This window comes from Achromobacter sp. RTa (assembly GCF_000757485.1).
In the GTDB taxonomy this organism is placed as follows: domain Bacteria; phylum Pseudomonadota; class Gammaproteobacteria; order Burkholderiales; family Burkholderiaceae_B; genus Achromobacter.
Window position 1 is genome coordinate 1 of the sequence record NZ_JPYO01000039.1, and the last position, 26,635, is coordinate 26,635.

Here is a 26,635-nt window from a genome sequence, read left to right on the forward strand (position 1 = left end):
GGCGGCGTGGGTACGGACGACGGCTCGGTGAGCGCGGCGGCCGGCGCCGGCGTTTCCGGCGCCGCGACCTGCGGCTCGCTCACTTGTGGCTGGAACGGCGTATTGCGTTCCGGCACCCTGATGGGAATGTTGTCGGCTACCGGCACGGGCTGGGAATCAAGCACCATGGGCAGGATGATGACGGCTGCCAGGACCAGCGCGACGGCGCCCGCGAGCCTGCGCCGCGCGCGGCCGCGCAGCTCCGCAGCCTGGACCTCGCTAGGCACTGCCGCCCTTTTGGAGGACTGCGCCTGGTCGGCAGGATCTTTGCGTTTGAAAAAACCCATGGAGGAGAATTCCTTGCGGCTATATGGCGGCGGGCGCCCTGGAGCGTTTGACCCGTTCTTGCCTATGCCTTGCGACCCAGAGCCTGCAAAACCGAGGCTACGGTGAGAAACGATCCGAACACCACGATTCTATCATTCTCGCCCGCCCGTTCGCGCGCGGCCGCAAAGGCCTGGGCGGGATCGGCGTAGGCGGTGATGCCCGGGCTTTCGCCGCCCGCCGGCTCCGGCGGCAACGCGGCGGCGACCCGCCCCGCGAGATCCTCTCCGGAGGTGCCGCGGGGGCCCGGCAACCCGGCGCAATACCAGTAGTCGATGCGCGTGCCAAGCTTGGCCACTACGCCGGCCAGGTCCTTGTCGTTGAGCATGCCGAATACCGCGTGGGTATAGGGGTGGAAGCCCATGTTGTCGAGGTTCTGGGCCAGCACCGCCGCCGCGTGCGGATTATGGGCCACGTCCAGGATGACCGCAGGCTGGCCGGGCAGGATCTGGAACCGGCCGGGCAGCGACGCCTGCAACAGCCCCAGGCGCACAGCCTGCTGCGGCACGGGCAGGCGATCGCGGATGGACTCCAGCGCGGCGAGCGCGGCCGAGGCGTTCAGCAACTGGTTGGCGCCTCGCAGCGCCGGGTAGGCGAGCGAGTTGCGGCGCTGTTCGCGCCCGCCGTAGGCCCACTGCTGGCGGTCGCCGGAATAGTTGTAATCGCGGCCGAAGAGCCACAGGTCAGCGCCGATTTCGCCTACGTAGTCCAGCAGGGACTGGGGCGGCATCGGGTCGCTGCAGATGGCGGGACGGCCGGCACGGTAGATGTGGGCCTTCTCGAAGCCGATCTTCTCCCGGGTATCGCCCAGCCAGTCGGTGTGGTCCAGGTCCACGCTGGTGACGATGGCGCAATCGGCGTCCACGATATTGACGGCATCCAGGCGGCCGCCCAGCCCAACCTCCAGCACCACCGCGTCCAGCCGGGATTGCGAGAACAGCCGCAAGATGGCCAGAGTGGTGAACTCGAAGTATGTGAGGGAAACGTCGCCGCGCGCCGCCTCTACAGCCTGGAACTGGGCGATCAGGGCCTCGTCCGTCGCGATCTGGCCGTTGATGCGGGCGCGCTCGTTGAAATCGATCAGGTGCGGGGACGTATACAGCCCGACCTTGTAGCCGGCCGCCAGCAGGATGGCTTCCAGCATGGCACAGGTGGAACCCTTGCCGTTGGTGCCCCCGACGACGAACTTCACGGCGGAAAGCTCCAGTTCCATGCGGGCCGCCACTTGCCGCACCCGGTCCAGGCCCATGTCGATCGCGGTGGCGTGGATGGATTCCAGGTACTGCAGCCAATCGGACAGGGTTGCGGAAGCATCAGGCGTGCGGACAGAAGACATGGCGGGGCCGTGAAGTGGGATCAGCCCAGGATTTTAGCAGTCCGGGCCCGGTGTTTTCCCTAATCCCCTAGGGCGCGGCACGGTATCCGGCCGGAAAAAACGCTTGCCGTTATTTTTCCCATACGTAAAAATAAATTCACATATGAGAATTTCCGCTGGAGTACCCATGACCCAACCCAAAACGCCCAGCTGGCTCGTCCGCGAAGCCGACGTTCCCGGCTACCACCCCGCCAACCACACCGGCACCCTCAACCGGCGCCTGATCGGCCCGGACACCGTCGGCGCCCGGGGCGTGGAAGTTCTGCTGGGAGTCATCGACAAGGGCAAAGGCGCCCTGCCGCACGCCCATCCCGGCATCGAACAGGTCTGCTACCTGATCTCGGGCACCGCGCGCGCCCAGGTGCAGGACGAATGGGCCGACATGGGCCCCGGCGACTGCTGTTACTTCCCGCCCGACATTCCCCACGTGTTCACGGTCACCAGCGACGAACCCGCGCGCCTGCTGGTGATCTACACGCCCCCATACGAAGAATCCCCCGACCGCGTGATCCGCGGCTTTCCGGCAAATCCCCCGGCCGCCTGAGGCGGCACAGCCCGGGACAGCGGCCGCAGAAGCCGTGCCCGGACCGACTACACAGGAGACAACCCCATGAAATTCCCTAGCCTGCTGAGCGCCGTCCTGGTCGGCGGGGCGGCCCTGATGGGCGCCCCCGCCGCCCAGGCCGCCGATTACCCCACGAAACCCATTACCCTGATCGTTCCCTTCCCGGCCGGCTCCGGCACGGACGCCGTGGGCCGCATCTTCGGTTCAGAGCTGTCGGCCATCCTGGGCCAGCAGATCGTGGTGGAAAACAAGCCCGGCGCCAACGCCACCATTGCTGCCAGCTACGTGGCGCGAGCCAAGCCGGACGGCTATACCTTGTTCGTCACCACCAATACCTCGCATTCGGCCGCCCCATGGCTGATGAAGAACGTGCCCTACGACCCGGTCAAGGATTTCACGCCCATCGCCCGCGGCGGCAACCTGCCCTTCATCCTGGTCGTCAATCCGAAGCGCCCATGGAAAACCGTCGGCGACCTCATTGCCGACGCGCGCCAGCATCCCGGCCGCATCACCTACGCCAGCGGCAACAGCACGGGCATCGTCGCGGGGGCCACCCTGGCCAACCGCGCCAAGATCGACATCCTGCACGTGCCCTACAAAGGCACGCCGCAAAGCCTGACCGATGTGGTCGGCGGCCAGGTGGACTTCATGTTCACCGACCTGGCATCCGGCCTGCCCTTCGTCCAGTCCGGCCAATTGCGGGCCCTGGCCGTGTCCACGGCCGAACGCAGCGCCATCGTGCCGGACCTGCCTTCCATGGCCGAGGCCGGCGTGCAGGACTTCGACCTGAACTCCTGGAACGGCTATTTCGGCCCGGCAGGCCTGCCGCCTGAAATCGTCGCCAAGCTCAATGCCGCGATCAACCAGGTGGTCGCCAAGCCCGACGTCAAGAAGCGCCTGGCCGACCTGGGATTCGACGCCTTCTCCAGCACGCCGCAAGCCTTCGGCCAGTTCGTCGGCGAACAGCGCGACCTCTGGGGCAAGCTGATCCGCGACGCGGGAATCGAACAGCAATGACCGCACAATCCGCCTCCGCCGCTCCCGGCCCCCTGGCCGGGGTGCGCATCCTGGACCTGAGCTCGGTCGTCATGGGGCCTTACGCAACCCAGGTCCTGGGCGACCTGGGCGCGGACGTCATCAAGGTGGAGCCGCCCGCGGGCGACAACCTGCGGGCCGTCGGCCCCATGCGCAACCCCGGCATGGGCCATCTGTATCTGCACCTGAACCGCAACAAGCGCTCGGTCGTGCTCGACCTGAAGACGCCCGAAGGCCTGGACGCCTGCCTGAAGCTGGCCGAAAGCTGCGACGCCCTGCTCTATAACATCCGGCCCCAGGCCATGGCCCGGCTGGGCCTGTCCTATGAAGCGGTCGCGGCCCGCAATCCGCGCATCGTCTACCTGGGCGCCTATGGTTTCGGCGAAGCCGGCCCCTATGCCGGCCGGCCCGCCTATGACGATCTGATCCAGGGCCAGACCGGCATTGCCGCCCTCTCCGCCCAGCAAAGCGGCGAACTGCCGCGCTACGCGCCGCTGACCCTGGCCGACCGCGCCGTCGGCCTGCACGTAGGCATCGCCCTGGTGTCCGCGGTGCTGCACGCACGGGCCACCGGCCGCGGCCAGCAGGTGGAGATTCCCATGTTCGAAGGCATGGCCCATCTCGTGCTGGGAGACCACTTGGGCGGCGCCACGTTCGAGCCGCCGCTGGGGCCGACCGGCTACGCGCGCCTGCTCGCGCCGCACCGCCGTCCTTACGCCACCGCCGACGGCTTTATCTGCCTGCTGATCTACAACGACAAGCACTGGCGGAATTTCTTCGCCCTGATCGGCAAGCCCGAGCTCTCAGAAGACCCCCGCTTCTGCTCGCACGGCGCGCGCGCCGCCCACATCAGCGAGGTCTACGCCTACGTTGCCGAAGTGATCGCCACGCGGCCCAGCCATGACTGGCTTGAAGACCTTGCGCGGGCGGACATCCCTGCCTCGCAACTCTATACGGTGGACGGCCTGCTGGAGGACGAGCACCTGGCCGCGACTGGTTTCATCCGGCGCCTGGAGCATCCCAGCGAAGGTCCGATACGCACCACCGCCCCTCTGGGCAGGTACGAGGGCACGCCGACCGCCCTGAACCGGCCCGCCCCCAGGCTGGGCCAGCACAGCCGCGAGGTGCTCGAAGAAGCCGGCTACGGCGCCGAATGGATCACCGCCATGGCCGCCCGTGGCATCACCAAGGATGGAAACGACTGATGGACTTTGACTTCACTCCCGACCAGCTGGCGCTGCGCGACGCCGTCTCCCGCATCTGCGACCGCTACCCCGACGAATACTGGCTGGAGCGCGACCGCGAAGGCGGCTTCCCGGAACCGCTGCACGCCGACCTGGCGCGCGATGGCTGGCTGGGCATCGCCATGCCCCAGGAATACGGCGGCGCCGGCCTGGGCATGACCGAAGCCGCCCTGATGATGCAGACCATCGCCGCCTCGGGGGCCGGCTTCACCGGCGCGTCCGCCGTCCATATGAATATCTTCGGCCTGAACCCCGTCGTGGTGTTCGGCACGGACGAACAGCGCGGCCGTTGGCTGGAACCGCTGATTGCGGGCCGCGAGAAGGCCTGCTTCGCAGTGACCGAACCGGACGCCGGCCTGGACACGACCAAACTCAGCACCCGCGCCGTGCGCCAGGGCGACGAGTACGTCGTGCATGGCCGCAAGATCTGGATTTCAACGGCGCAGGTCGCGAACAAAATGCTGCTGCTGGCGCGCACCACGCCGCTTTCGGAAGTGGAAAAGCCCACGCAGGGCCTGTCGCTGTTCTACACGGACCTGGACCGCGAGCGCATCGAGGTGCGCGAGATCGAGAAAATGGGCCGCAAGGCCGTGGACTCGAACATGCTGTTCATCGACGGCCTGCGCATCCCGGTGGCGGACCGCATCGGCGAGGAAGGCCGGGGATTCGAATACATCCTGCACGGGCTGAATCCGGAACGCATCCTGATCGCGGCCGAGGCCGTGGGCATCGGCCGCGCGGCGCTGGACCGCGCGGTGAAATACGCGGGCGAGCGCAGCGTGTTCGGCCGCCCGATAGGCAAGAACCAGGGCATCCAGCACCCGCTGGCCCAGGCCTGGATGCAGTTGGAGGCCGCGGACCTGATGGTATTCAAGGCGGCCAGCCTGTACGACGCCGGCAAGCCCTGCGGCCCCTTCGCCAACACTGCCAAGTACCTGGCGGCGGAAGCCGGCTACAACGCCTGCCAGACCGCCGTCATGACGCTGGGCGGCATGGGCTACGCCAAGGAATACCACGTGGAGCGGCTGCTGCGCGAGAGCTTCATCCCCCGCATCGCGCCGGTGAGCCCGCAGCTGATCATGTGCTTTATCGCGGAAAAGGTGCTGGGGCTGCCCAAATCCTATTGAGCCCTGCGGAGCCCCGCAGCCGGCGGGCCTATATCAGGCCTGCTGCTCCAGCCCCGTGCAGGCCGCCCGCAGGATGCGGGCGTAGTTTTCCTGCTGCGGCTCGATCCGGTAGATCGGGCCGCCCACCGAAATGGCGTAGTGCTCGCCCGACAGGGTGACCGGCCAGGCAATGGCGCCCACGTCCGGAATGGACTCCCCGCTATTCATGAACCAGCCGCGCTGGCGCGACAGTTGAAGATCGTTCAGCAGGGCTTCGCGCGTGACCAGCGTGCGCTCATTGTGGCGGGTCATGGGCATGCCCGCCAGAAGCGAATCGCGCGCGCCCTCGTCCAGCAGAGACAGAAGCGCCTTGCCCAGCGAATTGGCGTGTACGTCCTTGAACTCGCCTGCAACGGGCGCGTATCGGATCGTATGCGGCGAATCCAGCACATCCAGGTACACGACCCGGCCGTCCGGGCTGAGTTTCGCGAAAACGATTGTTTCGCGGGTGGCGTCCCGCAATTCCGTCAGGCTGGGATAGACCCGGTCCAGCACGGGATCGGCGCGCGCGATGCGCTGCGCCATGGCCAGCAGCCGGCCCGTCGGATAGTAGCCCTGGCGCCTGCCCGTTTCATACAGGTAGCCCAGGCCGGTCAGGGTGCGTATCAGCGCCAGGCAGCTGGAAACCGGGACGTCCAGCAGCCGGGCCAGTTCCGACAACGGCAACGCGCGCTTCTCGCGGGCATAGGTTTCGATGATTTCGATAACTCGCAGCGCCGTCTTGACACTCATTGCCCCATCCGAACCCTTAGCGTGTGAAACATCTGGCTCGCCCGAGGCTAAAGTTCCCTGCGCGCCTGCCGTAATGGTAGCTGAGAATTCCCTGAAAACAGCGCGTTCCTCCGAGACGCCCATCGCCGTTGGAGTGATCATGGCCGTAACCCCGTTAGCCCCTGTATCGTTCGCACCCATGCCTGCCGCGCCCGCCCCTGTCGTGGCGGATCCCGCCATCAGCGTCACGCCCGCGGCCGCCACGACGAACAGCGGAGCCTCCGACAGCGCCACATCGGGTCAATCCGATTCGCAAAAACTGCCCCTGGACAAGGCGCTGGAGGAAATCAACGACCAGATGAAGGCCTGGTCCACCCAACTGCAGTTCGAAATCGACCCCGACGTGCACCAGGTGGTGGTGTCGGTCGTGGATGCCGAATCCGGCGACGTCGTGCGCACCATTCCCAGCGAGGCCGTGCTGAGAATCGCCAAAATGATCGTGAACATGCAGGGCAACGGCATCAAGACGAGCGCCTGATGCTCGAATTAAAACGGTGTTTATCTATTTTTCCGCGTCAATCGGCGCCAGAAGCACCGAATTAGGCATGCCTTATGCCCTTACCCGGCCAATCGCCGGCTCCGTATTTTTGACAGAATCGCATTGCTAGGAAGGATTTCACATGGCTTCTATTACTAATCTCGGTTCGACCACTGGCTTGCCCCTCGAAAAGATCCTGACCGACCTGCAAGCGGCCGAGGACAAAAAGCTGAGCTTGTACACGGACCGTCAAGCCAGCTATGAAGCCCGTGTTAGCGCCTTCGGCCAAATACAAAGCGCAGTAGAAGCCATACAGAAGGCTGCCGCGGCATTGGGCAAATCCTCCACCCTGGGCGCGGTGAAGACCAACGTGGTTGGCGACGGCCTGACTGCCAGTGTTTCTGGCGATGGCGCCACCGTGGGCGAGTACACGCTTAAGGTGCTCAACCTGGCCAGCACTCAAACCCTGCAATCGCCTGCAGTTACAGATCGCACTGCGTCCAACGGCTCGGTTGGCACGATCGAGATCACGCTCGCTGATGGCACTGTCTCGAAGGTTGACCTGAAAGGTGACACGTCGCTCAACGGCATTGCCAAGGCGATCAATGGCGACGACAAGTCGGGCGTACGGGCCACCATCATCAGCGACGGCAATGGTAACAATTATCTGATGCTTAGCGCCAAGGCGTCTGGATCCAAGGGTTCGGTTGCGTCGATCAAGGCATCCGGCGATCCCGCACTTCAGAACCTGCTGAACTACAACGCAAACTCCAACGAGCCGGGCCCCAAAATGACGCAGCAGACCGCTGGCGTCGATGCGAAGCTCGAAATCAATGGCATCACGGTCACCAGCGGAAGCAACAACGTTTCCAACGCAATCGATGGCATCACCTTGAACCTGACTGCTCAGACAGAAACGGGAAAGTCAGTGACATTGAAGGTAGAAAATGACCCTGCCACTGCCAACAAGGCCATCCAGGACTTCGTCAATGCCTACAACTCGCTGCAAAGCACCATCACGAAGCTCACGGCGTTCGATACGGCTGCCCAGACAAATCAGGCCCTGACCGGCGACGGAACGACGCGCGGAATCCAGTCTGCGCTTTCCAGCGCGTTGATGGTCGTCACCGGCGAAGGCACTTTGCGCTCCTTGGGAGACCTCGGATTCTCGACCGACCCGAAGACCGGCCAATTGAGGGTGGACCAGACCAAACTCGATAAGGCGATGGCTGAGAATCCTGCGGATATTCAGCGCCTCATGGCATCGCCTGACGGGCTTGCAGCCAAATTCGAAAAAGCGATCGAAAGCATTCTCGGCGACAACGGCTCGATCAAAGCCAGCACGGAAGGCCTGAGCAGATCGATCAAGGACGTACAAGACCAGCTGGACCGCGCAAAGGCGACTAGCGCCGCTTCGATGGCCGCCATGCGTGCCCAATTTGTCGCGTTGGACAAGTTCGTATCTCAGCAAACAGTTACCGCCAACTACCTGACTCAACAGTTCGCGGCCTTGGCCAAGTCCAAGTAACCTCAAAAAGATGCATTAATGACCTACGCCGCCCGTCGCCCTACCGGCTATCAATCTGTTCGCTCCTATACCGACATCGGCCTGGAAACGCAGGTTCTGGGCGCAAGTCCCGAAAGGCTTATTTCGCTGCTGTACATGGGCGCCCGGGCGGCGATCGGGCAAGCCCGCCTTCATATGCAGGAAGGCCGGACGACCGAGCGCGGGGCAGCAATATCAAAGGCGATCAAGATCGTCGATGAGGGCTTGAAGACCGGCCTGAACATGGAAGCGGGTGGCGAAATCGCCGCAAACCTCGCCCGCCTGTACGACTTTATCGTCCGCAAGTTGCTGATGGCGAACCTGAAAGCGGACGCGGGAGAGCTCGATACCGCTGATCGCCTGCTGGCGGACCTGGCGGAGGCTTGGCAGACATCCATAGATCGCCCTAACGGGGACATGCAGCCTTAGAGCGGCACGGCACATGCAGCCCAGCCATCGAACGCCCGAGATTTCCATGACGTCCATCACCCAGTACACATCGCCCATCCTGGAACACTACCAGGAGATCGCCCTCATCACGGGAGACATGCTAGCGGCCGCTCAGATTGGCGACTGGGACGGAGCTATGGTCCATGGCCAGCTTTACTGCGAACGGGTGGAACGCTTGCGTCAAGTGGAACACGAAAAGCCGCTAGACGAAGCCGGCCGCGCCATGAAGTACGACCTGCTGGTGCGAATCCTGGAAAACGATGCGCAGACGCGGGACTTGGCCTTACCCCAATTGGCCCGGCTTGGGGAACTGTTGGGACGCATGAAGCGCCAGCAGACGCTTTTGTCCGCCTACGGCTACCAGGCGCCTGAAGAATGAGCGTGGGCCCCGCCGCACTCGGCAATGTCCTGGTGCAGCGGTTGGACGCCGTGCTTGGCACGACGATGTCCGCCGCCAACGCGAATCTCGTTTCCGGCGCGCGGCCCGACGCCGTCAGCCAGCCCGGCAGCCCGGAAAGGTCCGGGCCTTCCGACGGTTCGGCCCGCGATCCCCGCCAAGGCATACAGACCGGCGGCGCCCGGGGCGACCGACAGAATGCCGTCGTCGACGCAAAGACGGCCGCCGCGCTGGCCCTGGCGGCCCGTGGGCTGGTCACCAGCAGCGACACCACGGCTTCGGCCCCGACCACGCTGGGCACGACCGCGCGCACCATTCTCGCCCTGCTCGCCCAATACCCGGAAGCCGCGCCGCCACTGCAAGGCCGCGCGCCGCTCTGGAACGCCAACGCCTCTTCCGGCCAGCCGGCCGGCGCGCCCGCCGGCCAAGCGGGACAGGCCGGGCAGCCGGCGGCGGCCGCGCCTCAAGCTCCCCCCCCACCGGCTGCGGCCCCGTCCCAGGGCGCCGCGCCCGCCGCAGCCGGCCCAGCCGCCGGCAAGCCGGGCCTCCCGGCCATCCACGCCGACGCCCTCGCCGGCGCCAAAGGCCCCGGCGCCGCGGCGCACGCCGCGCTTGCGGCCGGCGGCCCCTCGGCGCGAGCGCTCGGCCAGGCCCTGCGCCAGGCGCTACAGACCAGCGGCCTGTTTTATGAGTCGCACCTGACCGATCTGGTCTTCGGCCGTACGAATCCCGCCCAGCTACGGGAGGAACCCCAGGCCCGCCTGGAAAAGGACGCCGGAGCAAGGGACGCCGCGCCTGCCCGCGGCGCCCGGGCTGAATCGCCGGCCACCGCCCGCAGCGGCGGCGACGCCCCCGCCGCCACCGGCTCATCCGGAGCCGCGGCGCCTGGCTCTTCCGTCAGCGGCATCCACCAGGATCTGACCGTGCTCGTGCGCCAGCAACTCGACGTGCTGGCCAACCAGGCGCTGACCTGGCAAGGCGAGGCCTGGCCCGGCGCGCCCATGGAATGGGAAGTGCAGCGCGACCCCTATGGCGGCGATCCCGACTCCTCGGTCCCGGCCTGGGCCACCCGGCTGAAACTGGACCTCCCGCGCCTGGGACTGGTCGATGCGCGGCTGAACCTGGCCGGCGACCAATTGGTCCTGCAGCTCGTCGCTCCGCACAGCGCTTCCGAAATCCATGATGCTTCGGACACCCTGCGCTCGCGCCTGCTGGCCGCCGGCCTGACCCTGAGCAATCTGTCGGTAAGCGTGGTGGAGCCGCGCCCCGTTATTCCGGCCGATATCTGATGAACCCACCCGCAAACTCCCCGGACGCCGGCCCCAACGCGAACCGCAACGCGGCGGTCGCCATCTCCTACGAGGAAAAGGACGGCGCGCCGCGCGTGGTCGCCAAGGGCTACGGCCAGCTGGCCGACACCATCGTCCGCGCCGCGGAGGAGAACGGCCTCTATGTCCACGAATCGCGCGAACTCGTCGGCTTGCTCATGCAGGTAGACCTGGACGCACATATCCCGCCCCAACTCTACGTAGCGGTGGCAGAATTGCTGGCTTGGCTATATCGCCTGGAATCGCGCGAGCTTCCCGAAACCGCGCCCCCCGCCTGACCCTACTGATTGAGGACGACCACCGTGATGGACGCCAGCGACCCGGAATTCCTGCTGACCCGGCCGGAAGACATGCGCGCAGCCCTGTTCGAGCTGACGCACCCCGATAGCCATATCCTGGTGCGCGACGCCGCGGATCGCGAGATGGCCGTGCTCATCCTGGGCGCGGACAAACAGACGCAGCAGTTCTTCTGGCGTCCGCGCGACTACGCCGGCGCGGACTTCGAGCACTCCGACAGCATGGGCCTCCTGAGCGGCACCACGTTCTATTTCAATGCCACGGCCTACGGCGGCGTGCAGATCCGTTTCCGGGTGCAGCGGCCGGAAGTGATCCACTTCGACGACGGCAGCGCCGCGCTGGTGTCGCCCTTCCCGGAGCGCCTGGCCCGGATCCAGCGCCGCAAGATGTTCCGCGCCTCCCTGATCGCCAGCGCCAGCCACAGCCACGCGACGTGGCAGGCCTCGCCCCAGGAGAAACCGTACAGTTTCACCGTGCGCGACATTTCGGTGGACGGCGTGGGGCTGCGCGCCGGGCTGGAGGTGGGAGCCCTCCCCGAACGCGGCGCCATCATGGATAACGTCCAGCTGGACTTCGGCGAACTGGGCAAGATCAGCGCCAGCCTGGAAGTGCGCAACGTCTATCCGGTTTCGGGGCAGCCGATGACGCAGGACGCCAGGCCCGGCGAGGCCGCCCCGCGGCATGTGTCCCTTACCGGCGAACCGCCGGTCAGCCATCTGGGGGCGATCTTCCTGAATCTGGATGCGCGCCAGGAAAACTGGCTGCAGCAGGTGGTGTGGCGCCTCGAGCGAGGCGCGCAGCGCGGCTGATCCGCCGGAAAGCCGCGCCTGACGCCGGAATCAGACGGCCATCGAGGAGATTTCCTTGTAGGCCGCAACCAGTTTGTTGCGCACCTGCACCGCCGTCTGGAAGCCGATGCTGGCCTTCTGCAGGTCGATCATCACATCGTTGAGCGAGATGTCCGGAGCGCCCAGCTCGAAGGCCTTGGCCTGGGCGGTGGCGGCGTTCTGGGCGCTCGTGACGCGGCGGATGGAGCGTTGCAGCTCGGCGGCGAAGCCGTCCGGCTGGACGGCCATTTCGCCCGCGGCGAGATTGCCCGTTTCCGCCTTGCTGACGACCGCGCGCATCTGCTGGAGCATGCTTTCGATGCCGGACAAGCCTGATACAGCCATTACTGGTTCCTTGCTGGTGGGGATTACGCCAAATTTGCACACAGCGTAACGCCGATCGCGCCCGCCCATAGCGGATAAGAACCGCCAAAAAACCCGACATTTCGCCGAATGCCGCCTCCCCGGATGGGGGCCGCGGCGGCCCTGTCCCCGTTCTTGGAGACATAGGGGATAAGTAACGCCAAAAACCGGCTGTTTTCAACGATTGGGATTGTCGTCTCAGGGGCAATAATCCACGCTCTCCCCAGACCAGAAGCACGTTGCATGTGTAATCTGCCCTACCAAGACATGAAGCTCCATTCCCAGCTCCGCGTAGCCAGCGGGAGCCGTCGATGAATCAGCAGGCCACCCTGAGTTCGTCGCTGCTGGCGAAGTTCCCCGTGCTGGAGAAGGTCCGCGCGCTGCCCAAGCCCATCCTGCTCGGCGCGGCCGCGGCCATCGTCGCCGTGATCGTCGCCGTTGCGATGTGGAGCAGCGAACCCAACTACAAGGTCCTGTTCTCCAACCTGGACGACCGGGATGGCGGCGCGATCGTGACGGCGCTGGGAACGATGAACGTGCCCTATCGCTACAACGACACCGGCACCGCCCTGCTGGTTCCGGCCGACCGCGTATACGACGCCCGCCTGCAACTGGCGTCCCAGGGACTGCCGCGCGGCGGCTCCGTCGGCTTCGAACTGATGGACAACGCCCGTTTCGGCGCGAGCCAATTCGCGGAGCAGATCAACTACCAGCGCGGTCTGGAGGGCGAGCTGGCCCGTTCGATCGAAGCCATGCATACCGTGCAGCATGCCCGCGTGCACCTGGCCATGCCCCGCCAATCGCTCTTCGTGCGCGAGCGCCAGGCGCCCACCGCCTCGGTGCTGCTGAACGTCTATCCGGGCCGCAGCCTGAGCGACGCCCAGGTCTCCGCGATTTCCTGGCTGGTGGCATCGAGCGTCCCCGAATTGACGGCGGAAAACGTGTCCATCGTCGACCAGAACGGCCGCCTGCTGTCGGCGCCGCTGGGCGAAGGCCGCGGCATGGACGCCGACCAGATGCGTTTCGTGCGCGAGATGGAACAGCGCACCGTCGAACGCATTCTCACCATCCTGAACCCGCTCGTGGGCCCAGGCAACGTCCACGCCCAGGCGAGCGCCGATGTGGATTTCTCGCGCCGCGAGGAAACGTCGGAAGTCTATCGCCCGAACCAGGAGCCCGGCCAGGCCGCGGTGCGCAGCCAGCAGACCAGCGATTCGACCCAGCGCGGCGTCAACCCCGCGCAGGGCGTTCCCGGCGCGCTGTCGAACCAGGCGCCCGCCAACGCGCAGGCGCCCATCGCCAACCCGCCCCAGCCGCAACCGCCCCGCCCCGGCCAGCCACAGCAAGCGGCCACGGCCCAGCAGCAACAGCAGACGGGCACGCAAACGGCGGCGGCAAACCTGAACGAACGCCGCGACGCGACCACGAACTATGAAGTGGACCGCACCATCAGCCATATCAAGCAGCCGGTGGGCATGCTCAAGCGCCTGTCGGTCGCCGTGGTCGTCAACTACATCCGCGACAAGGATGGCGAGCCGCAGGCCCTGCCGCCCGAAGAGCTGAACAAGCTCACCAACCTGGTCCGCGAAGCCATGGGCTACTCGGAAACGCGCGGCGATTCGCTGAACCTGGTCAACAGCCAGTTCAACGATGGCCCGCCGCCGCTGCCGCTCTGGCGCGATCCGGAAATGATCTCGCTGTTCAAGACGATCCTGGCCTGGCTGGTCGGTGGCGTGCTGGCGCTGTGGCTGTATCGCCTGCTGCGCCGCACGGTGGGCGACTACCTGTACCCGCCGGTCGATCCCGAGCAGGCCGAGGCCGAACGCATCGAAGCCGTCCGCGAAGCGCAGGAAGCGGCCCGCGCCAAGGAAGTGGATCGCTACCAGGACAACCTGGAACGCGCCCGCACGATGGCCAACAAGGATCCGCGCGCCGTCGCGATGGTTCTGCGCACCTGGATGAACAAAGATGAAAAATGATTCCCTACCCCTGGACGGCATGACGCGCAGCGCCGTCCTGATGATGTCGCTGGGCGAGGATGCGGCGGCCGAGGTCTTCAAGTACCTCAGCGCCCGTGAAGTCCAGCAGGTCGGCGCCGCCATGGCCAGCCTGAAGCAGGTCACCCGCAACGACGTGGCCGTGGTGCTGGAGGAGTTCCGCCAGGAAGCCGACCAGTTCATGGCCGTCACGCTGGGCTCGGACGACTACATCCGCACCGTGCTGACCAAGGCGCTGGGCAGCGACCGCGCGGCCGGCCTGATCGAGGACATCCTGGAAGCGGGCGAAGGCGGCAGCGGCATCGACGCGCTGAACTGGCTGGATCCGAACACCGTGGCCGAGCTGATCGGCGACGAACACCCGCAGATCATCGCGACCATCCTGGTGCACCTGGAGCGCGACCGCGCTGCGGGCGTGCTGGCGCTCTTGACCGACCGGCTGCGCAACGACGTGATGCTGCGGATCGCCACGTTCGGCGGCGTGCAGCCCGCGGCGCTGTCCGAGCTGACCGAGGTGCTGAATTCCGTGCTCGCCGGCCAGGGCGCCAAGCGCAGCAAGATGGGCGGCGTGCGCACCGCGGCCGAGATCCTGAACATGATGAATTCGGCCGAAGAGGAAACCGTCGTCGCCAGCCTGCGCGAGCGCGACAACGACCTGGCGCAGAAAATCATCGACGAAATGTTCGTCTTCGACAACCTGCTGGACGTCGAGGACCGCGCCATCCAGCTCATCCTCAAGGAAATCGACAACGACACCCTCATGGTCGCGCTCAAGGGCGCCCCGGAGGAGCTGCGCGCCAAGTTCCTGCGCAACATGTCCAGCCGCGCGGCGGAGATGCTGCGCGAGGACCTGGAAGCCCAGGGCCCCATCCGCATGTCCAAGGTCGAGACCGAGCAGAAGAAGATCCTGCAGATCGCGCGCCGCCTTGCCGAAAGCGGCCAGATCGTCCTGGGCAACCAGGGAGACGACACGTATGTCTGAAGCGGACAGCGGCGCGACGACGCTCATCTCGCGCAGCGCCGCCTGGCGGCGCTGGCAGATGCTGTCGTTCGACGAGCCGGCGCCCGTCGAGGCCGAACCGGAGCCCGAACCCGATCCCGGACCGGACCCCGAGGTTGTCCTGGCCCAGCTGCGCGCGCAAGCGCTGGCCGAGGGCCGCGAGGAAGGCCTGGCGCAAGGCCATGCCGCCGGCTTCGAGGCCGGCAGGCAGGCAGGCCATGCGGAAGGCTTGGCCGCCGGGCGCGAACAAGGCTACGCGGAAGGCCTGGCGCAGGCCCGGGAACAGGGCGCAGCCGAAGCCCAGCAGCTGCATGCGCTGGTGCAGTCGTGCGCCGTGTCGCTGGGGTCGCTGGAAGAAAAAATGGGCCAAGGCCTGCTCACCCTGGCCCTGGACATCGCGCAGCAGGTCCTGCGCACCACCCTCGCCGAGCAACCCGAGTCCGTGGCCGGCGCGGTGCGCGAGGTGCTGCACATCAATCCGTCCGCAGGGGGCCAGATGCGCTTGTGGGCGAACCCGGAAGACATCGAACTGATCCGCCTGCACCTGGCGGACGAGCTCAAGGAAGGCCATTGGCGCGTGCTCGCCGATGAGTCCATCGCCCGCGGCGGCTGCCGCGCCGAGACGCCGTTCGGCGACATCGACGCCACCCTGCAGACCCGCTGGCGCCGCGTCGCGGCCTCGCTGGGCCGCAATGTGTCTTGGGAGGACCCGGCGTGAGCGGCAAACCGGCGCCCGCCCAGGCCACGCCTGCACCGGCCGTGCCTACACCGGCCGTGCCTAAACCGGCCGTGCCTAAACTGGCCGTGCCCATTATCGATCGGTGGCAGACGCAGTTGCAGATCGGCTCGATCCGCGCCGCCTCGACCGACCCTTGGCTGGTCAGCGGCAAGATCACCCGCGCCACTGGCCTGGTGCTGCACGCGACCGGGCTGCGCCTGCCCGTGGGCGCAGCGGCCCGCATCGAGATCGCGCGCGGCCACGATCACTGGGCGGATGCCGAAGTCGTCGGTTTCGACGGCCACACGCTGTACCTCATGCCGCAGGCTGATATCTCGGGCCTGCCGCCCGGCGCGCGCGTCGTGCCCGGAGAGCCTCCCGTGCAGCGGCAGATTCCGCTGCCGCGCAAGGCCGAACTGAACGGCAACGCCAAGCCGCAGCTGGGCCGGCACCTGCCGGTGGGCAACGCACTGCTGGGCCGCGTGCTCGATGGCGCGGGCCGTCCGCTGGACGGCCTGGGCCCGCTGACGGGCGCCGAGCTCGCGCCCTTGTCCGCCCAGCCGATCAACCCCCTATCGCGCGCGCCCATCGATACCGTGCTCGACACGGGCGTGCGCGCGATCAACGGCCTCCTCACCGTGGGCCGCGGCCAGCGCATGGGCCTATTCGCGGGCTCCGGCGTCGGCAAGAGCGTGCTGCTGGGCATGATGGCCCGCTACACCAAGGCAGACGTGATCGTCGTGGGCCTGATCGGCGAACGCGGCCGCGAAGTCAAGGAATTCATCGAACACAATCTGGGCCCGGAAGGCCTGGCCCGCTCGGTCGTGGTGGCCGCGCCGGCCGACGTCTCGGCGCTGCTGCGTCTGCAGGGCGCCGCCTACGCCACCCGCCTGGCCGAACATTTCCGCGACCAGGGCCTGGACGTGCTGCTGATCATGGACTCGCTGACCCGCTACGCCATGGCGCAGCGCGAGATCGCGCTGGCCATCGGCGAACCGCCCGCCACTAAGGGCTATCCGCCCTCGGTCTTCGCCAAACTGCCGATGCTGGTCGAACGCGCCGGGATGGGCGCGCCCGGCCAGTCCGGCAAGGCCGGCTCCATCACCGCGTTCTACACCGTTCTGGCGGAAGGCGACGACCAGCAGGACCCGATCGCCGATTCGGCGCGCGCCATCCTGGACGGCCACGTCGTGCTGTCGAGGCATCTGGCCGAATCCGGCCATTACCCCGCCATCGATATCGAAGCGTCCATCTCGCGCGCCATGACCTCGCTGATCCCGCAGGAGCAGTTCGCCGTGGTGCGCCGCTTCAAGCAAAGCCTGTCGCGCTACCAGCGCAACCGCGACCTGATCGCCGTGGGCGCCTACGCCGCCGGCAACGACCCGCAACTGGATGAGGCCATCGCCCGCTATCCGCGCCTGGAAGCCTTCCTGCAGCAGGACATCGGCGAGAACATCGGCTACGACGACGCCGTCCGCCAGTTGCGCGCAACGTTCGAGTTGAGAGACACCTATGCCTAGCCAACTTCCCCTGGACATGCTGATCAACCTGGCCAAGGAGAGCACGGACGAAGCGGCCCGCCTGCTGGGCAGGCTCAACGCCGAGCGCAGCAATGCCGAACGCCAGCTCGGCATGCTGCACGACTACCGCCAGGACTATCTCGAACGCCTGCAACAGGCGATGACGAGCGGCATGTCGGCCAGCGATTGCCACAATTACCAGCGCTTCATCGGCACCCTGGACGATGCGATCGGCCAACAGCAGGCCGTGCTGCGCCAGGCCGACGACAACCTCGCCAAGGGACGCCAGTACTGGCAGCAGGAAAAGCGCAAGCTCAATTCCTACGACGCGCTGGCGCAACGCGAGCTGCGCGCCCAGGCTGTGGCGGAATCCCGCCGCGAACAGCGCGCGAACGACGAATATTCTGCCCGCCTGGTCCAACGCCAGGCCGGCATGCATTAAGCGATACCTAACAGGAAGCTCCAGATGACCGCTCCCCTGCCCCTGCCCTCCATCGCGCCCGCCGCGCCGGCCTCGATCGCCGACGCGCTCGGCGCCAAGCCCGCGCCCGCGAACAAGAAGGGCCCCAGCTTTTCCGATGTGCTGGCCCAGCAGCGCCCGTCGCAGCAGCGTCCCGGTCAAGCCTCCGGCTCCCGGCCCGCCGAAGGCGCGGCGAAAACGCCCGCCAAGGGCCAGCAAGGCTCGAAGGACCCCGCCGCTCAAGCGGAGAATGCCGCCGCCGGCGCGATCGATGAGGCGGTGCAGACCGCCGCGCAGAGCGAGGCCGGCGCGCTGGCCGTAGCCGCGGCCCAGCCCGCGGCCGTGCTGCCGCAGCAAGCGCTCGAAATCGCCGCCCAGGCCGCGGAACAGGTGCAGCTCGCGCGTGGCAACGCCGCGGCCGCGGCCGCCGGGATGAACACCGGCGCCGCCGTGCTTACCGCGACGCTCGGCGCAGCCGATGCCGCCATTGCCGTGGGCGCGCCCGTTGCGTCGACCGCCCAGCAGGCGGAAGCCGCTGCCGCAATCGCCGTTCGCGATGCCGCGGCCGCGCTCCCGGTCGTTACCGAGGCGGTCAAGCCCGGCAGCCCCCAGGCTCCTGTGCAGGCCCCGGCGGCTCCTGCCGCCGGCGTCAAGGCCGACGCCCCGCGCCTGGCCCCCGAGACCGCGCTGCCCCGCCCTGCCGGCCAGCCGCAAGCCGACATCCGGCAAGCTCCGGCGCCCGCGCTTGAAGAACAGGATCCCGCGGTGGCGCTGGCCGGCGCCGACCCGCAATTCCAGGCGCCGCAGCACGGGCCTCAGGCCCATGAAATGCTGGCGCCCGCGCTGGCCGCCGCCGCGCAGCGCCAGCCGCTTCCGGTCGCCAACCCCGCCGCCATCGCGGCGCCCGCCGTTCCCCTGGTGCTGCAGGTCGCCACTCCCGTCGGCGGCACGCACTGGGGCACCGAACTCGGCCAGCAGGTGGTCATGATGAGCCACAACGCCCGCCAGGGCATGCAGACCGCCGAGCTGCGCCTGGATCCTCCAGACCTGGGCCCGCTGCGTGTCAGCCTCAACCTGGCCGACGGCGTCGCCAGCGCGTCATTCGTATCCGCTCACGCTTCCGTGCGCCAGGCGATCGAAACCGCCATTCCGCAACTGCAGCAGGCGCTGGCCCAGGCCGGCATTTCGCTGGGACAGACCAGCGTGGGCGAACAGGCGGCGCAACAGGAGTTCGCCCAACAGGGCGGCAACGGGTCGCAACGGCAGTCCGGCGGTTCGATGGCGGGAGCCGCGGCCGTGGCCGAAGCCCCTGTCGCCGTTACGGTGGCGCGCAACGCCAACGCGCTGGTGGACACGTTTGCCTGAACGGTCCGCGTCCCGCATCCGGCAAGGCTTGCGGGCAGTGCAGCAATAGCTTGAGATACGCGGCTTTCGCCCTGTTTTTCGCCTCCAAGCCGAGGCGGGATTTGGGGCAGAATGCTTTCATCCACTAAGAATCCGTTTTCATCAGCGGCAAAACACGCATCGACACCGAGATGGCGACTACCAAATCCACACCCTTGCCTGCGCGCGGCGCATCCTCCTCCCGCTCGGGCGGCCTGGGCCGCATTCTGCGTCCGCTGCTTGCGCTCCTGGTCTTGCTCATCGTCGCCGCGGCCAGTGCTGGCGCCACCTGGTACATCACGCAGCGCATGCAACCGCAGGGCGCCGCGCCCGTGCAACTCGGCGTCGGCCAAGTCCCCGGCGGCCAGCCGGGCCAACCCGGACAGGCAGGCCAGCCCGGCCAGGGTCCCCAAGCCATGCCCGCGACGTTCGTCGCGCCGCCGGCCGGCCCTATCGCCGTGCCGTCGCCGATTTTCGTGCCGCTCGAACCCTTTACCGTCACGCTGCAGAATCCCGATACCGAGCGCATCATGCACGTCGGCCTGACGCTGCGCGTCAACGACGAACAGACCCGCACTCGCCTCGAAAAATACATGCCTGAAGTGCGCAGCCGCATCCTGATGGTGCTGTCGTCGCAGTCGCCCATCGGCGTGCAGACGCAGCAGGGCAAGACCGACATGGTCAATGCGATCAAGCAGGCCGTGAATCGTCCGTTCTCGCCCCTGCCTGACGGCCAGTACGTCACCGACGTGCTCTTCACGGCGTTCGTGGTGCAATAAACATGGCCTACGAGGCATTCCTTTCGCAGGACGAGGTCGACGCGCTGCTCGCTGGCGTCACCGGCGAGAGCGACAGCAAAAACGAAGCGGCAGGCCAGAACAACGGCGCGCGCGCCTATGACCTGAGCTCGCCGGAGCGCGTCGTGCGCCGCCGCATGCAGACGCTGGAGCTGATCAACGAGCGCTTCGCCCGCCAGATGCGCAACGTGCTCCTGAACTTCATGCGCCGCAGCGCCGACATCACCGTCGGCTCCATCAAGATACAGAAGTACGCGGACTTCGAGCGCAACCTGCCGGTGCCGAGCAATCTGAACATGATTCAGATGAAGCCCCTGCGCGGCACCGCGCTCTTCACGTACGACCCGAACCTGGTGTTCCTGGTCATCGACAGCCTGTTCGGCGGCGATGGCCGCTACCACACGCGCGTCGAAGGCCGGGACTTCACCACCACCGAACAGCGCATCATCCGCCGCCTGCTCAACCTGACCCTGGAAAGCTACGGCAAGTCCTGGGATCCGGTCTACCCGATCGAGTTCGAGTACGTGCGGTCGGAGATGCACACCAAGTTCGCCAGCATCACCGGCAACAACGAAGTGGTGGTCGTCACCTCCTTCCACATCGAATTCGGCGCGACGGGCGGGGACCTGAATATCTGCCTGCCCTATTCGATGATCGAACCGGTGCGCGACCTGCTGACGCGGCCACTGCAGGAAACCACGCTCGAAGAAGTGGACCAGCGCTGGTCGCAACAGCTTTCGCGCCAGGTACGCAGCGCCGACATCGACGTCGTCGCGGAGTTCGCCCGCATTCCGTCCTCGATCCGCGAGCTGATGCACCTGAAGGTGGGCGACGTCCTGCCCGTGACCGTGCCGGAAACCATAATCGCCAGCGTCGACGGCGTGCCGTTGATGGAATGCGGCTATGGCGTCTTCAACGGCCAGTACGCCCTGCGCGTACAGAACATGTTTACCCACGATACAGAACCCAACGAGGCCTCTGACCATGACTGACAAGAACGAGCCCGGCACCGGCTCGTCCCCGGCCGACGACTGGGCCGACGCGCTCGCCGAACAATCCCGCGCCAACCCGCCCACCCAAGCCGACGGCCTGAAGCCCCAGGACGACTGGGCCGCCGCGATGGCGGAGCAAGCCGCAGCGCCCGCAGCGGCGCCCGCTGCCGCCCCCGCGAGCGCCCCCGCTCCCGCGCCCGCCGCTGCCGCTCAGCCGGCCGCGCAATCGGTATTCAAACCCCTCGCCGGCACCACCGGCGGCACGGGCACCGATATCGACCTGATCATGGACGTTCCCGTCCAGCTCACGGTCGAACTGGGCCGCACCCGCCTCACCATCAAGAACCTGCTCCAGCTGGGCCAGGGCTCGGTGGTCGAACTCGACGGCCTCGCCGGCGAGCCGATGGACATCTTCGTCAACGGCTACCTGATAGCGCAAGGCGAAGTGGTCGTGGTCGAGGACAAGTACGGCATCCGCCTCACCGACATCATCACCCCGTCCGAGCGGATCAACCGCTTGAACAACCGTCGTTGAACGCGGCCGCGCCATGAACGAATCCGCCCTCACGCGCGTCATCCTCGGCCTGGTGCTGGTGGTGGCCGCCATCCTGGTCGCGGCCTGGCTGGCCCGCCGCGCCGGGTTGACCCAACGTGGGGGCGGCAGCCTTCTGCGGCAGGTGGCCAGCCTGCCGGTCGGCCCGCGCCAGAGCATCGTGGTGGTCGAGATCGAAAACACGTGGCTGGTCGTGGGCGTCGGCCCGAACCAGCTCAATACGCTGCACACCCTGCCCGCCGGCCAGCTGCCGGAGGGCTCCCCTCTGCCCGCCGCCGCCTTCGCGGCCAAGCTGGGCCAGGCGCTCAAGCGCCGCTAGCGCTCCGGCGCGCTTCATGCCACACCCATGAGTTTTCCCACCCGCACGACGCCTGCCCGCGCCCGAACCGCCGCGCTGCCCCTGCTCGGGGCGGCCGCCCTGCTCGGCCTGGCCTTGTTTCCGGCCGGAGTCGTCGCCCAGGCCACGCTACCCGCCCTGACGGCGACCCCCGGCCCCAACGGCTCCGAGACCTACTCGCTCAGCATGCAGACGCTGCTGCTGATGACCTCGCTGTCGTTCCTGCCGGCCGCGCTGCTGATGATGACGGGCTTCACCCGCATCATCATCGTCCTGGGCCTGCTGCGCAGTGCCATGGGAACCGCCATGTCGCCTCCCAATCATGTGCTGATCGGCCTGGCCCTGTTCCTGACCTTCTATACGATGTCGCCGGTATTCGACAAGATCTACGCCGACGCCTACAAGCCGCTCTCCGAAGGCTCGATCCCGTTCGAGACCGCGGTCGAGCGGGCAGCCTCCCCGCTGCGGACCTTCATGCTGCACCAGACCCGCGAAAGCGACCTCTCGCTCTTCGCCAACCTGGCCAAGCAGCCGGCCATGGAAGACCCCGCGCAAGTGCCCATGCGCATCCTGGTGCCGGCCTTCATCACCAGCGAATTGAAGACGGCATTCCAGATCGGTTTCACCATCTTCATCCCGTTCCTGATCATCGACCTGGTGATCGCCAGCGTCCTGATGGCGCTGGGCATGATGATGGTGCCGCCCGTCACCGTGGCGCTGCCCTTCAAGCTGATGCTTTTCGTGCTGGCCGACGGCTGGAACCTGCTCATGGGTTCGCTGGCGCAGAGCTTCTATCAATAACGCCGGGAGGAGAATCGCCATGACCGCCGAAACCGTCATGACCATGACCTACCAGGCGATGAAGATCGTGCTGGCGATGGCCGGTCCGCTCCTGCTCGTCACGCTGATCGTCGGCCTGGTCATCAGCATCTTCCAGGCCGCCACGCAGATCAACGAAATGACGCTGTCGTTCATTCCGAAGCTGCTGGCCATGTGCGGAGTGCTGGTGCTCCTGGGGCCCTGGCTCATTGGCGTCATGGTCGACTACATCCGGCAATTGATCGGCCAGATTCCCATGCTGGTGTCCTGAGCGGCCGCAGCCGCCGGACGCCGCGCCGACCGCCATGATCGCCTTTACGCTCGAACAGCTCAACGGCTGGATCGGCCAGTTCCTCTGGCCGTTCGTGCGCATCCTGGCGCTCGTGGGCACGGCTCCGCTCTTCTCCGAATCGCTGATCCCGGTCAAGGTCAAGATCGGCCTGTCTTTCGTGCTGGCCGTCGCGATCAGCCCCGCTCTCGATCCCATGCCGCCCATCGCGCCGGGCTCCTTCGCCGGGCTCTGGATGGTGATGCAGCAGGTGCTGATCGGAATTGCGCTCGGCTTCACGATGCGCCTGGTCTTCGCCGCGGTGCAGACAGCCGGCGAATTCGTCGGCCTGCAGATGGGCCTGTCGTTCGCGTCGTTCTTCGACCCCAGCGCGGGCGCCAACACGGCGGTGCTGTCGCGGTTGTTCAACATCGTCGCGATGCTGACCTTCCTGGCGCTGGACGGCCACCTGCTGGTCCTGGCCGCCCTGGTGCGTTCGTTCGACACCCTGCCCATCGCCATGATCCAGCTGCACCAGAACGGCTGGGGCGTCGTGGTGGAATGGGGCAAGACGGTGTTCATCTCCGGACTGCTGCTCGCGCTGCCGCTCATCTGCGCCCTGCTGACCATCAACCTGGCCATGGGCATCCTCAACCGCGCCGCGCAGCAGCTTTCCGTCTTCTCCATCGGCTTTCCGGTCACCCTGATCGTCGGCGTCACCGTGCTCGCCGTCGTCCTGCCCCACGCCGGGCCATTCCTTGAATCGCTGTTCGAGTCGGGACTCACGGCCATGAGCCGCGTCGCCGACGCCCTGGCGGGGAAGTAAGGCCGTTGGTGTCGGATACTCGTCGTGGGGCGCAGGCCGTTTGTGTCTGACACCCTGCCCGCGGCAATGGCGATTGAAGGTCGTCTCCCCAGGGTGTCAGACACTGGGCGCTCAAGTGTCTGACACCCGAGGAAGCGGCGGCTGCATGACAGCGTCGTCCCGCGGGTGTCTGACACTCGTCGTGAGGCGCACGCCGTTTGTGTCTGACACCCTGCCAGCGGCAATGACGATTGAAGACTGTCTCCCCAGGGTGTCAGACACTGAGCGCTCAAGTGTCTGACACCCGAGGAAGCGGCAGCTGCATGACTGCGTCATCCCGCGGGTGTCTGACACTCGTCGTGAGGCGCAGGCCGTTTGTGTCTGACACCCTGCCAGCGGCAATGACGATTGAAGACTGTCTCCCCAGGGTGTCAGACACTGAGCGCTCAAGTGTCTGACACCGAGACACTCTCCTGCCCATCAGCCCTTCACTGCTGTCCCGTCAGCCGAAACACGCGGATCGTGTCGCGCAGCGCGCCGGACTGAGCGCCCAGCTGCATGACGGCGCTGCCCAGATCCTGGACCAGCGCGGTGTTCTGCGCTGTCATCACGTCCATCTGGGATACCGCCGTATCCACTTGCTCGATGCCGCTGGATTGTTCCTGCGAGGCGCGCGAGATCTCGCCGATGATGTCGGTCACTCGATGCACCGCGGCCACGATCTCCTGCATCGTCGCGCCCGCCTGCTCCGCCTGCAGCGACCCTTCCGAGACGCGTTCCACCGAATCCTCGATCAGGCTCTTGATTTCCTTGGCCGCCTGCGCACTTTTCTGCGCCAGCGTCCGGACCTCTCCCGCCACCACCGCGAAACCCTTGCCGGACTCGCCGGCCCGGGCCGCTTCCACGGCGGCGTTGAGCGCCAGGATATTCGTCTGGAACGCAATGCCTTCGATGATGCTGACGATGTCGGCGATCTTGCGGGAACTGTCGGAAATGCCGTGCATGGTGTCCACCACCTGCCCGACGGCGACGCCGCCTCGCCGCGCCACGTCCATGCTGCTGGCCGCCAGCTGATTGGCCTGGCGGGCATTGTCGGCGTTCTGGCGCACCGTGGAGGTCAATTGCTCCATGCTGGCGGCGGTCTGCTGCAGGGAGGCCGACTGGCCTTCGGTCCGGCCGGCAAGTTCCTGGTTGCCGCGGGCAATGTGCGCCGCGGCATGGGTCGTGCCTTCGATGCCCCGGTAAACGTCCTGGGCGATCCCGATCAGGCTCTTGCGCATCACATCGAGCGAGAACTTCAGGCTGCCGACCTCATCGTCGGATTCGGCCACGATCTGCGTGGTGAGATTGCCCGCCGCGACCTGGCGCGCCATGTTGGCGGCGTCGACCATGGGATCCAGCAGGAAACGCGACAGGCGCCAGCCCATGCCGAAGATGGCGGCGATACCCAGGCCTATCGCCGCGCACCCCAGGCCGGCTCCCAGCGTATCGAGCTTGTCCCAGTTGGCGTGCAACCCATACGCGCCGGCGGCCGCCACGATGCCCGACGACAACAGCGCGTGGCGCAGCATGCGGGCGCGGGCGCCGCGCCTGAAGGGGAATGCCAGCACGTCCAGGCCCCGCCGCCAGCCCGCCCTGACGGGCCGGCCGCGCAGGATGCGCACACCCCTGGCCTTGCCCTCGCGCATGCGCGCGTACAGCGCTTCGGCCATCTCGATCTGTTCGTCCGACGGGCGCACCCGCACCGACGAATACGCCACGACCTCGCCGTTCTCCACGATGGGCGTGGCGTTGGCCAGCACCCAATAGAATCCGCCGTCCTTGCGGCGGTTCTTCACCAGGCCCAGCCAGGATTCGCCAGCCTGCAGCGTATCCCAGAGGTCTTCGTAGGCCTCGGGCGGCATATCGGGATGGCGCACGATGTTGTGGGCCTTGCCGATCAGCTCCTCACGGGAAAATCCGCTGACCTCGACAAAGGCTGGATTCGCATAGACGATCCTGCCTTTGGTATCGGTGCGCGAGATCAGGTATTGATCATCGCGCAGCTTGGTTTCCACGTTATGGATGGGTAGGTTGACACGCACAGCTTGTCTCCGGTTACATCAAAATAGCGAATGAATAACGGCGAGCAAACTGGACCTGATGCCCTTCATCTACACGTTCCCGCCCGGTTCGTCAGGCCTGCGCGCCCGCTAGCGCGAGGGCCTTCAAACACTGTTCATTGCCCTATTCAGGCGTTAATTCCGTTAACGGCAATATTTTCGAAAACTTTACGTTCGGCTGACGGCCGTGTTTTCATGATCCCCAAAAAAACAGGACCGCGGCCCCGCGTGAGCGCGGCCGCGGTCCTGCTTGCAACGCGCCAGGTCAGGCCTGGGTCAGCGTGGGCGCGGAGTAGCCGCTCAGCTGATGGGCCGGCACCTCGATCACCTCGCCCGCATTGATCTTGAACACGGCTACCGCCTCGGCCAGCCGCTGCGCCTGCTCCTGCAGCGATCCCGCCGCCGCGGCCGCCTCTTCCACCAGCGCCGCGTTCTGCTGCGTCACCTCGTCCATCTGCGACACCGCCCGGTTCACCTGGTCGATGCCGCTGGATTGCTCCTCGGACGCCGCGGAGATCTCGCCCATGATGTCCGTCACGCGCTTCACCGACGCCACGATCTCCTGCATCGTCGCCCCGGCGCGCTCCACCTGCTGCGAACCCGCGCCCACCTTGGTGACCGAGTCCTCGATCAGGCCCTTGATTTCCTTGGCCGCCTGCGCGCTGCGCTGCGCCAGCGA

At 66.7% G+C, this 26,635-nt stretch carries 29 protein-coding genes and 1 pseudogene; 24 read left to right on the forward strand and 6 right to left on the reverse strand.

Annotated features, from left to right (window positions below):
• Window positions 1-326: pseudogene (locus tag JL37_RS15395) on the reverse strand (SPOR domain-containing protein); the annotation flags it as partial.
• Between the two features lie 62 nt (window positions 327-388).
• Entirely contained in the window at window positions 389-1,699 is a 1,311-nt protein-coding gene (folC, locus tag JL37_RS15400; protein ID WP_043545144.1) for a bifunctional tetrahydrofolate synthase/dihydrofolate synthase, read from the reverse strand.
• 166 nt (window positions 1,700-1,865) lie between these two features.
• Here folC and JL37_RS15405 point away from each other — a divergent pair, with 166 nt between their 5' ends.
• From JL37_RS15405 to JL37_RS15420, 4 genes are all read left to right on the forward strand, one after another.
• Window positions 1,866-2,282, forward strand: a complete 417-nt coding sequence (locus JL37_RS15405; RefSeq protein WP_043545146.1) for a cupin domain-containing protein — start codon at window positions 1,866-1,868, stop codon at window positions 2,280-2,282.
• A 66-nt stretch (window positions 2,283-2,348) separates the two neighbouring features.
• Complete coding sequence (locus tag JL37_RS15410; RefSeq protein WP_043545147.1) at window positions 2,349-3,320, forward strand: tripartite tricarboxylate transporter substrate binding protein; 972 nt, start codon at window positions 2,349-2,351, stop codon at window positions 3,318-3,320.
• Window positions 3,317-4,543: a CaiB/BaiF CoA-transferase family protein gene (locus JL37_RS15415; protein WP_043545149.1), complete on the forward strand. Its 1,227-nt coding sequence runs from the start codon at window positions 3,317-3,319 to the stop codon at window positions 4,541-4,543. Before JL37_RS15410 ends, JL37_RS15415 begins: the two co-directional genes overlap by 4 nt.
• Entirely contained in the window at window positions 4,543-5,709 is a 1,167-nt protein-coding gene (locus JL37_RS15420; protein WP_043545151.1) for an acyl-CoA dehydrogenase family protein, read from the forward strand. The genes JL37_RS15415 and JL37_RS15420 overlap by 1 nt, the downstream gene beginning before the upstream one ends.
• A 33-nt stretch (window positions 5,710-5,742) precedes the next feature.
• Here JL37_RS15420 and JL37_RS15425 read toward each other — a convergent pair whose 3' ends face one another.
• Window positions 5,743-6,480, reverse strand: coding sequence for an IclR family transcriptional regulator (locus JL37_RS15425; RefSeq protein WP_043545153.1), 738 nt, complete (start codon window positions 6,478-6,480; stop codon window positions 5,743-5,745).
• 139 nt (window positions 6,481-6,619) lie between these two features.
• Between JL37_RS15425 and JL37_RS15430 the strand changes: the two genes are divergently transcribed.
• The 7 genes from JL37_RS15430 (at window position 6,620) to JL37_RS15460 (ending at window position 11,824) form a co-directional block, all read left to right on the forward strand.
• Entirely contained in the window at window positions 6,620-6,997 is a 378-nt protein-coding gene (locus tag JL37_RS15430) for a flagellar protein FlaG (protein ID WP_043545154.1), read from the forward strand.
• A gap of 142 nt (window positions 6,998-7,139) precedes the next feature.
• On the forward strand, window positions 7,140-8,525 hold the full coding sequence (gene fliD / locus JL37_RS15435) for a flagellar filament capping protein FliD (protein ID WP_043545155.1): 1,386 nt from the start codon (window positions 7,140-7,142) through the stop codon (window positions 8,523-8,525).
• Between the two features lie 18 nt (window positions 8,526-8,543).
• Window positions 8,544-8,972 carry a flagellar export chaperone FliS gene (fliS, locus tag JL37_RS15440; protein ID WP_043545157.1) on the forward strand — a complete coding sequence of 143 codons (429 nt, stop codon included), beginning with the start codon at window positions 8,544-8,546 and terminating at the stop codon, window positions 8,970-8,972.
• A gap of 46 nt (window positions 8,973-9,018) precedes the next feature.
• Complete coding sequence (locus JL37_RS15445) at window positions 9,019-9,372, forward strand: flagellar protein FliT (RefSeq protein WP_043545188.1); 354 nt, start codon at window positions 9,019-9,021, stop codon at window positions 9,370-9,372.
• A complete protein-coding gene (locus tag JL37_RS15450; RefSeq protein ID WP_043545158.1) occupies window positions 9,369-10,679 on the forward strand; it encodes a flagellar hook-length control protein FliK in 1,311 nt (436 codons plus the stop codon). Before JL37_RS15445 ends, JL37_RS15450 begins: the two co-directional genes overlap by 4 nt.
• Window positions 10,679-10,996: an EscU/YscU/HrcU family type III secretion system export apparatus switch protein gene (locus JL37_RS15455; protein WP_043545159.1), complete on the forward strand. Its 318-nt coding sequence runs from the start codon at window positions 10,679-10,681 to the stop codon at window positions 10,994-10,996. Before JL37_RS15450 ends, JL37_RS15455 begins: the two co-directional genes overlap by 1 nt.
• A gap of 27 nt (window positions 10,997-11,023) precedes the next feature.
• Complete coding sequence (locus JL37_RS15460; protein WP_043545161.1) at window positions 11,024-11,824, forward strand: flagellar brake protein; 801 nt, start codon at window positions 11,024-11,026, stop codon at window positions 11,822-11,824.
• 30 nt (window positions 11,825-11,854) lie between these two features.
• Here the strand turns inward: JL37_RS15460 and fliE are convergent, their stop codons facing one another.
• On the reverse strand, window positions 11,855-12,187 hold the full coding sequence (fliE, locus tag JL37_RS15465) for a flagellar hook-basal body complex protein FliE (protein WP_043545162.1): 333 nt from the start codon (window positions 12,185-12,187) through the stop codon (window positions 11,855-11,857).
• Window positions 12,188-12,516: 329 nt separating this feature from the next.
• Between fliE and fliF the strand changes: the two genes are divergently transcribed.
• The 13 genes from fliF (at window position 12,517) to fliR (ending at window position 23,875) form a co-directional block, all read left to right on the forward strand.
• A complete protein-coding gene (fliF, locus tag JL37_RS15470; protein WP_043545165.1) occupies window positions 12,517-14,184 on the forward strand; it encodes a flagellar basal-body MS-ring/collar protein FliF in 1,668 nt (555 codons plus the stop codon).
• The gene (fliG, locus tag JL37_RS15475; RefSeq protein WP_043545167.1) at window positions 14,174-15,184 is read left to right on the forward strand and encodes a flagellar motor switch protein FliG; all 1,011 of its coding nucleotides are present in this window, start codon (window positions 14,174-14,176) and stop codon (window positions 15,182-15,184) included. The genes fliF and fliG overlap by 11 nt, the downstream gene beginning before the upstream one ends.
• Window positions 15,177-15,920, forward strand: a complete 744-nt coding sequence (gene fliH, locus JL37_RS15480; protein WP_043545169.1) for a flagellar assembly protein FliH — start codon at window positions 15,177-15,179, stop codon at window positions 15,918-15,920. The genes fliG and fliH overlap by 8 nt, the downstream gene beginning before the upstream one ends.
• A gap of 41 nt (window positions 15,921-15,961) precedes the next feature.
• Complete coding sequence (gene fliI / locus JL37_RS15485) at window positions 15,962-17,440, forward strand: flagellar protein export ATPase FliI (protein ID WP_052097250.1); 1,479 nt, start codon at window positions 15,962-15,964, stop codon at window positions 17,438-17,440.
• Window positions 17,433-17,882, forward strand: coding sequence for a flagellar export protein FliJ (gene fliJ, locus JL37_RS15490; protein ID WP_043545172.1), 450 nt, complete (start codon window positions 17,433-17,435; stop codon window positions 17,880-17,882). Before fliI ends, fliJ begins: the two co-directional genes overlap by 8 nt.
• Before the next feature lie 24 nt (window positions 17,883-17,906).
• Window positions 17,907-19,265 carry a flagellar hook-length control protein FliK gene (locus JL37_RS15495; protein WP_043545173.1) on the forward strand — a complete coding sequence of 453 codons (1,359 nt, stop codon included), beginning with the start codon at window positions 17,907-17,909 and terminating at the stop codon, window positions 19,263-19,265.
• A 170-nt stretch (window positions 19,266-19,435) separates the two neighbouring features.
• Complete coding sequence (gene fliL / locus JL37_RS15500; protein ID WP_043545174.1) at window positions 19,436-20,062, forward strand: flagellar basal body-associated protein FliL; 627 nt, start codon at window positions 19,436-19,438, stop codon at window positions 20,060-20,062.
• A 2-nt stretch (window positions 20,063-20,064) separates the two neighbouring features.
• Window positions 20,065-21,072 carry a flagellar motor switch protein FliM gene (gene fliM / locus JL37_RS15505; protein WP_043545175.1) on the forward strand — a complete coding sequence of 336 codons (1,008 nt, stop codon included), beginning with the start codon at window positions 20,065-20,067 and terminating at the stop codon, window positions 21,070-21,072.
• Window positions 21,065-21,607: a flagellar motor switch protein FliN gene (gene fliN / locus JL37_RS15510; protein ID WP_043545176.1), complete on the forward strand. Its 543-nt coding sequence runs from the start codon at window positions 21,065-21,067 to the stop codon at window positions 21,605-21,607. Before fliM ends, fliN begins: the two co-directional genes overlap by 8 nt.
• 13 nt (window positions 21,608-21,620) lie before the next feature.
• Window positions 21,621-21,944, forward strand: a complete 324-nt coding sequence (gene fliO, locus JL37_RS15515) for a flagellar biosynthetic protein FliO (protein ID WP_043545177.1) — start codon at window positions 21,621-21,623, stop codon at window positions 21,942-21,944.
• A gap of 27 nt (window positions 21,945-21,971) precedes the next feature.
• Window positions 21,972-22,763: a flagellar type III secretion system pore protein FliP gene (gene fliP / locus JL37_RS15520; RefSeq protein ID WP_043545179.1), complete on the forward strand. Its 792-nt coding sequence runs from the start codon at window positions 21,972-21,974 to the stop codon at window positions 22,761-22,763.
• Between the two features lie 19 nt (window positions 22,764-22,782).
• Entirely contained in the window at window positions 22,783-23,052 is a 270-nt protein-coding gene (gene fliQ, locus JL37_RS15525; RefSeq protein WP_043545181.1) for a flagellar biosynthesis protein FliQ, read from the forward strand.
• A 34-nt stretch (window positions 23,053-23,086) separates the two neighbouring features.
• Window positions 23,087-23,875 (forward strand): flagellar biosynthetic protein FliR, encoded by a 789-nt coding sequence (fliR, locus tag JL37_RS15530; RefSeq protein WP_043545183.1) that lies wholly within the window; start codon window positions 23,087-23,089, stop codon window positions 23,873-23,875.
• 467 nt (window positions 23,876-24,342) lie between these two features.
• Here the strand turns inward: fliR and JL37_RS15535 are convergent, their stop codons facing one another.
• Window positions 24,343-25,938 carry a PAS domain-containing methyl-accepting chemotaxis protein gene (locus tag JL37_RS15535; protein ID WP_043545185.1) on the reverse strand — a complete coding sequence of 532 codons (1,596 nt, stop codon included), beginning with the start codon at window positions 25,936-25,938 and terminating at the stop codon, window positions 24,343-24,345.
• A gap of 283 nt (window positions 25,939-26,221) precedes the next feature.
• Window positions 26,222-26,635: methyl-accepting chemotaxis protein (locus JL37_RS15540; RefSeq protein ID WP_043545186.1), on the reverse strand; the 414-nt coding region annotated here is incomplete at its 5' end.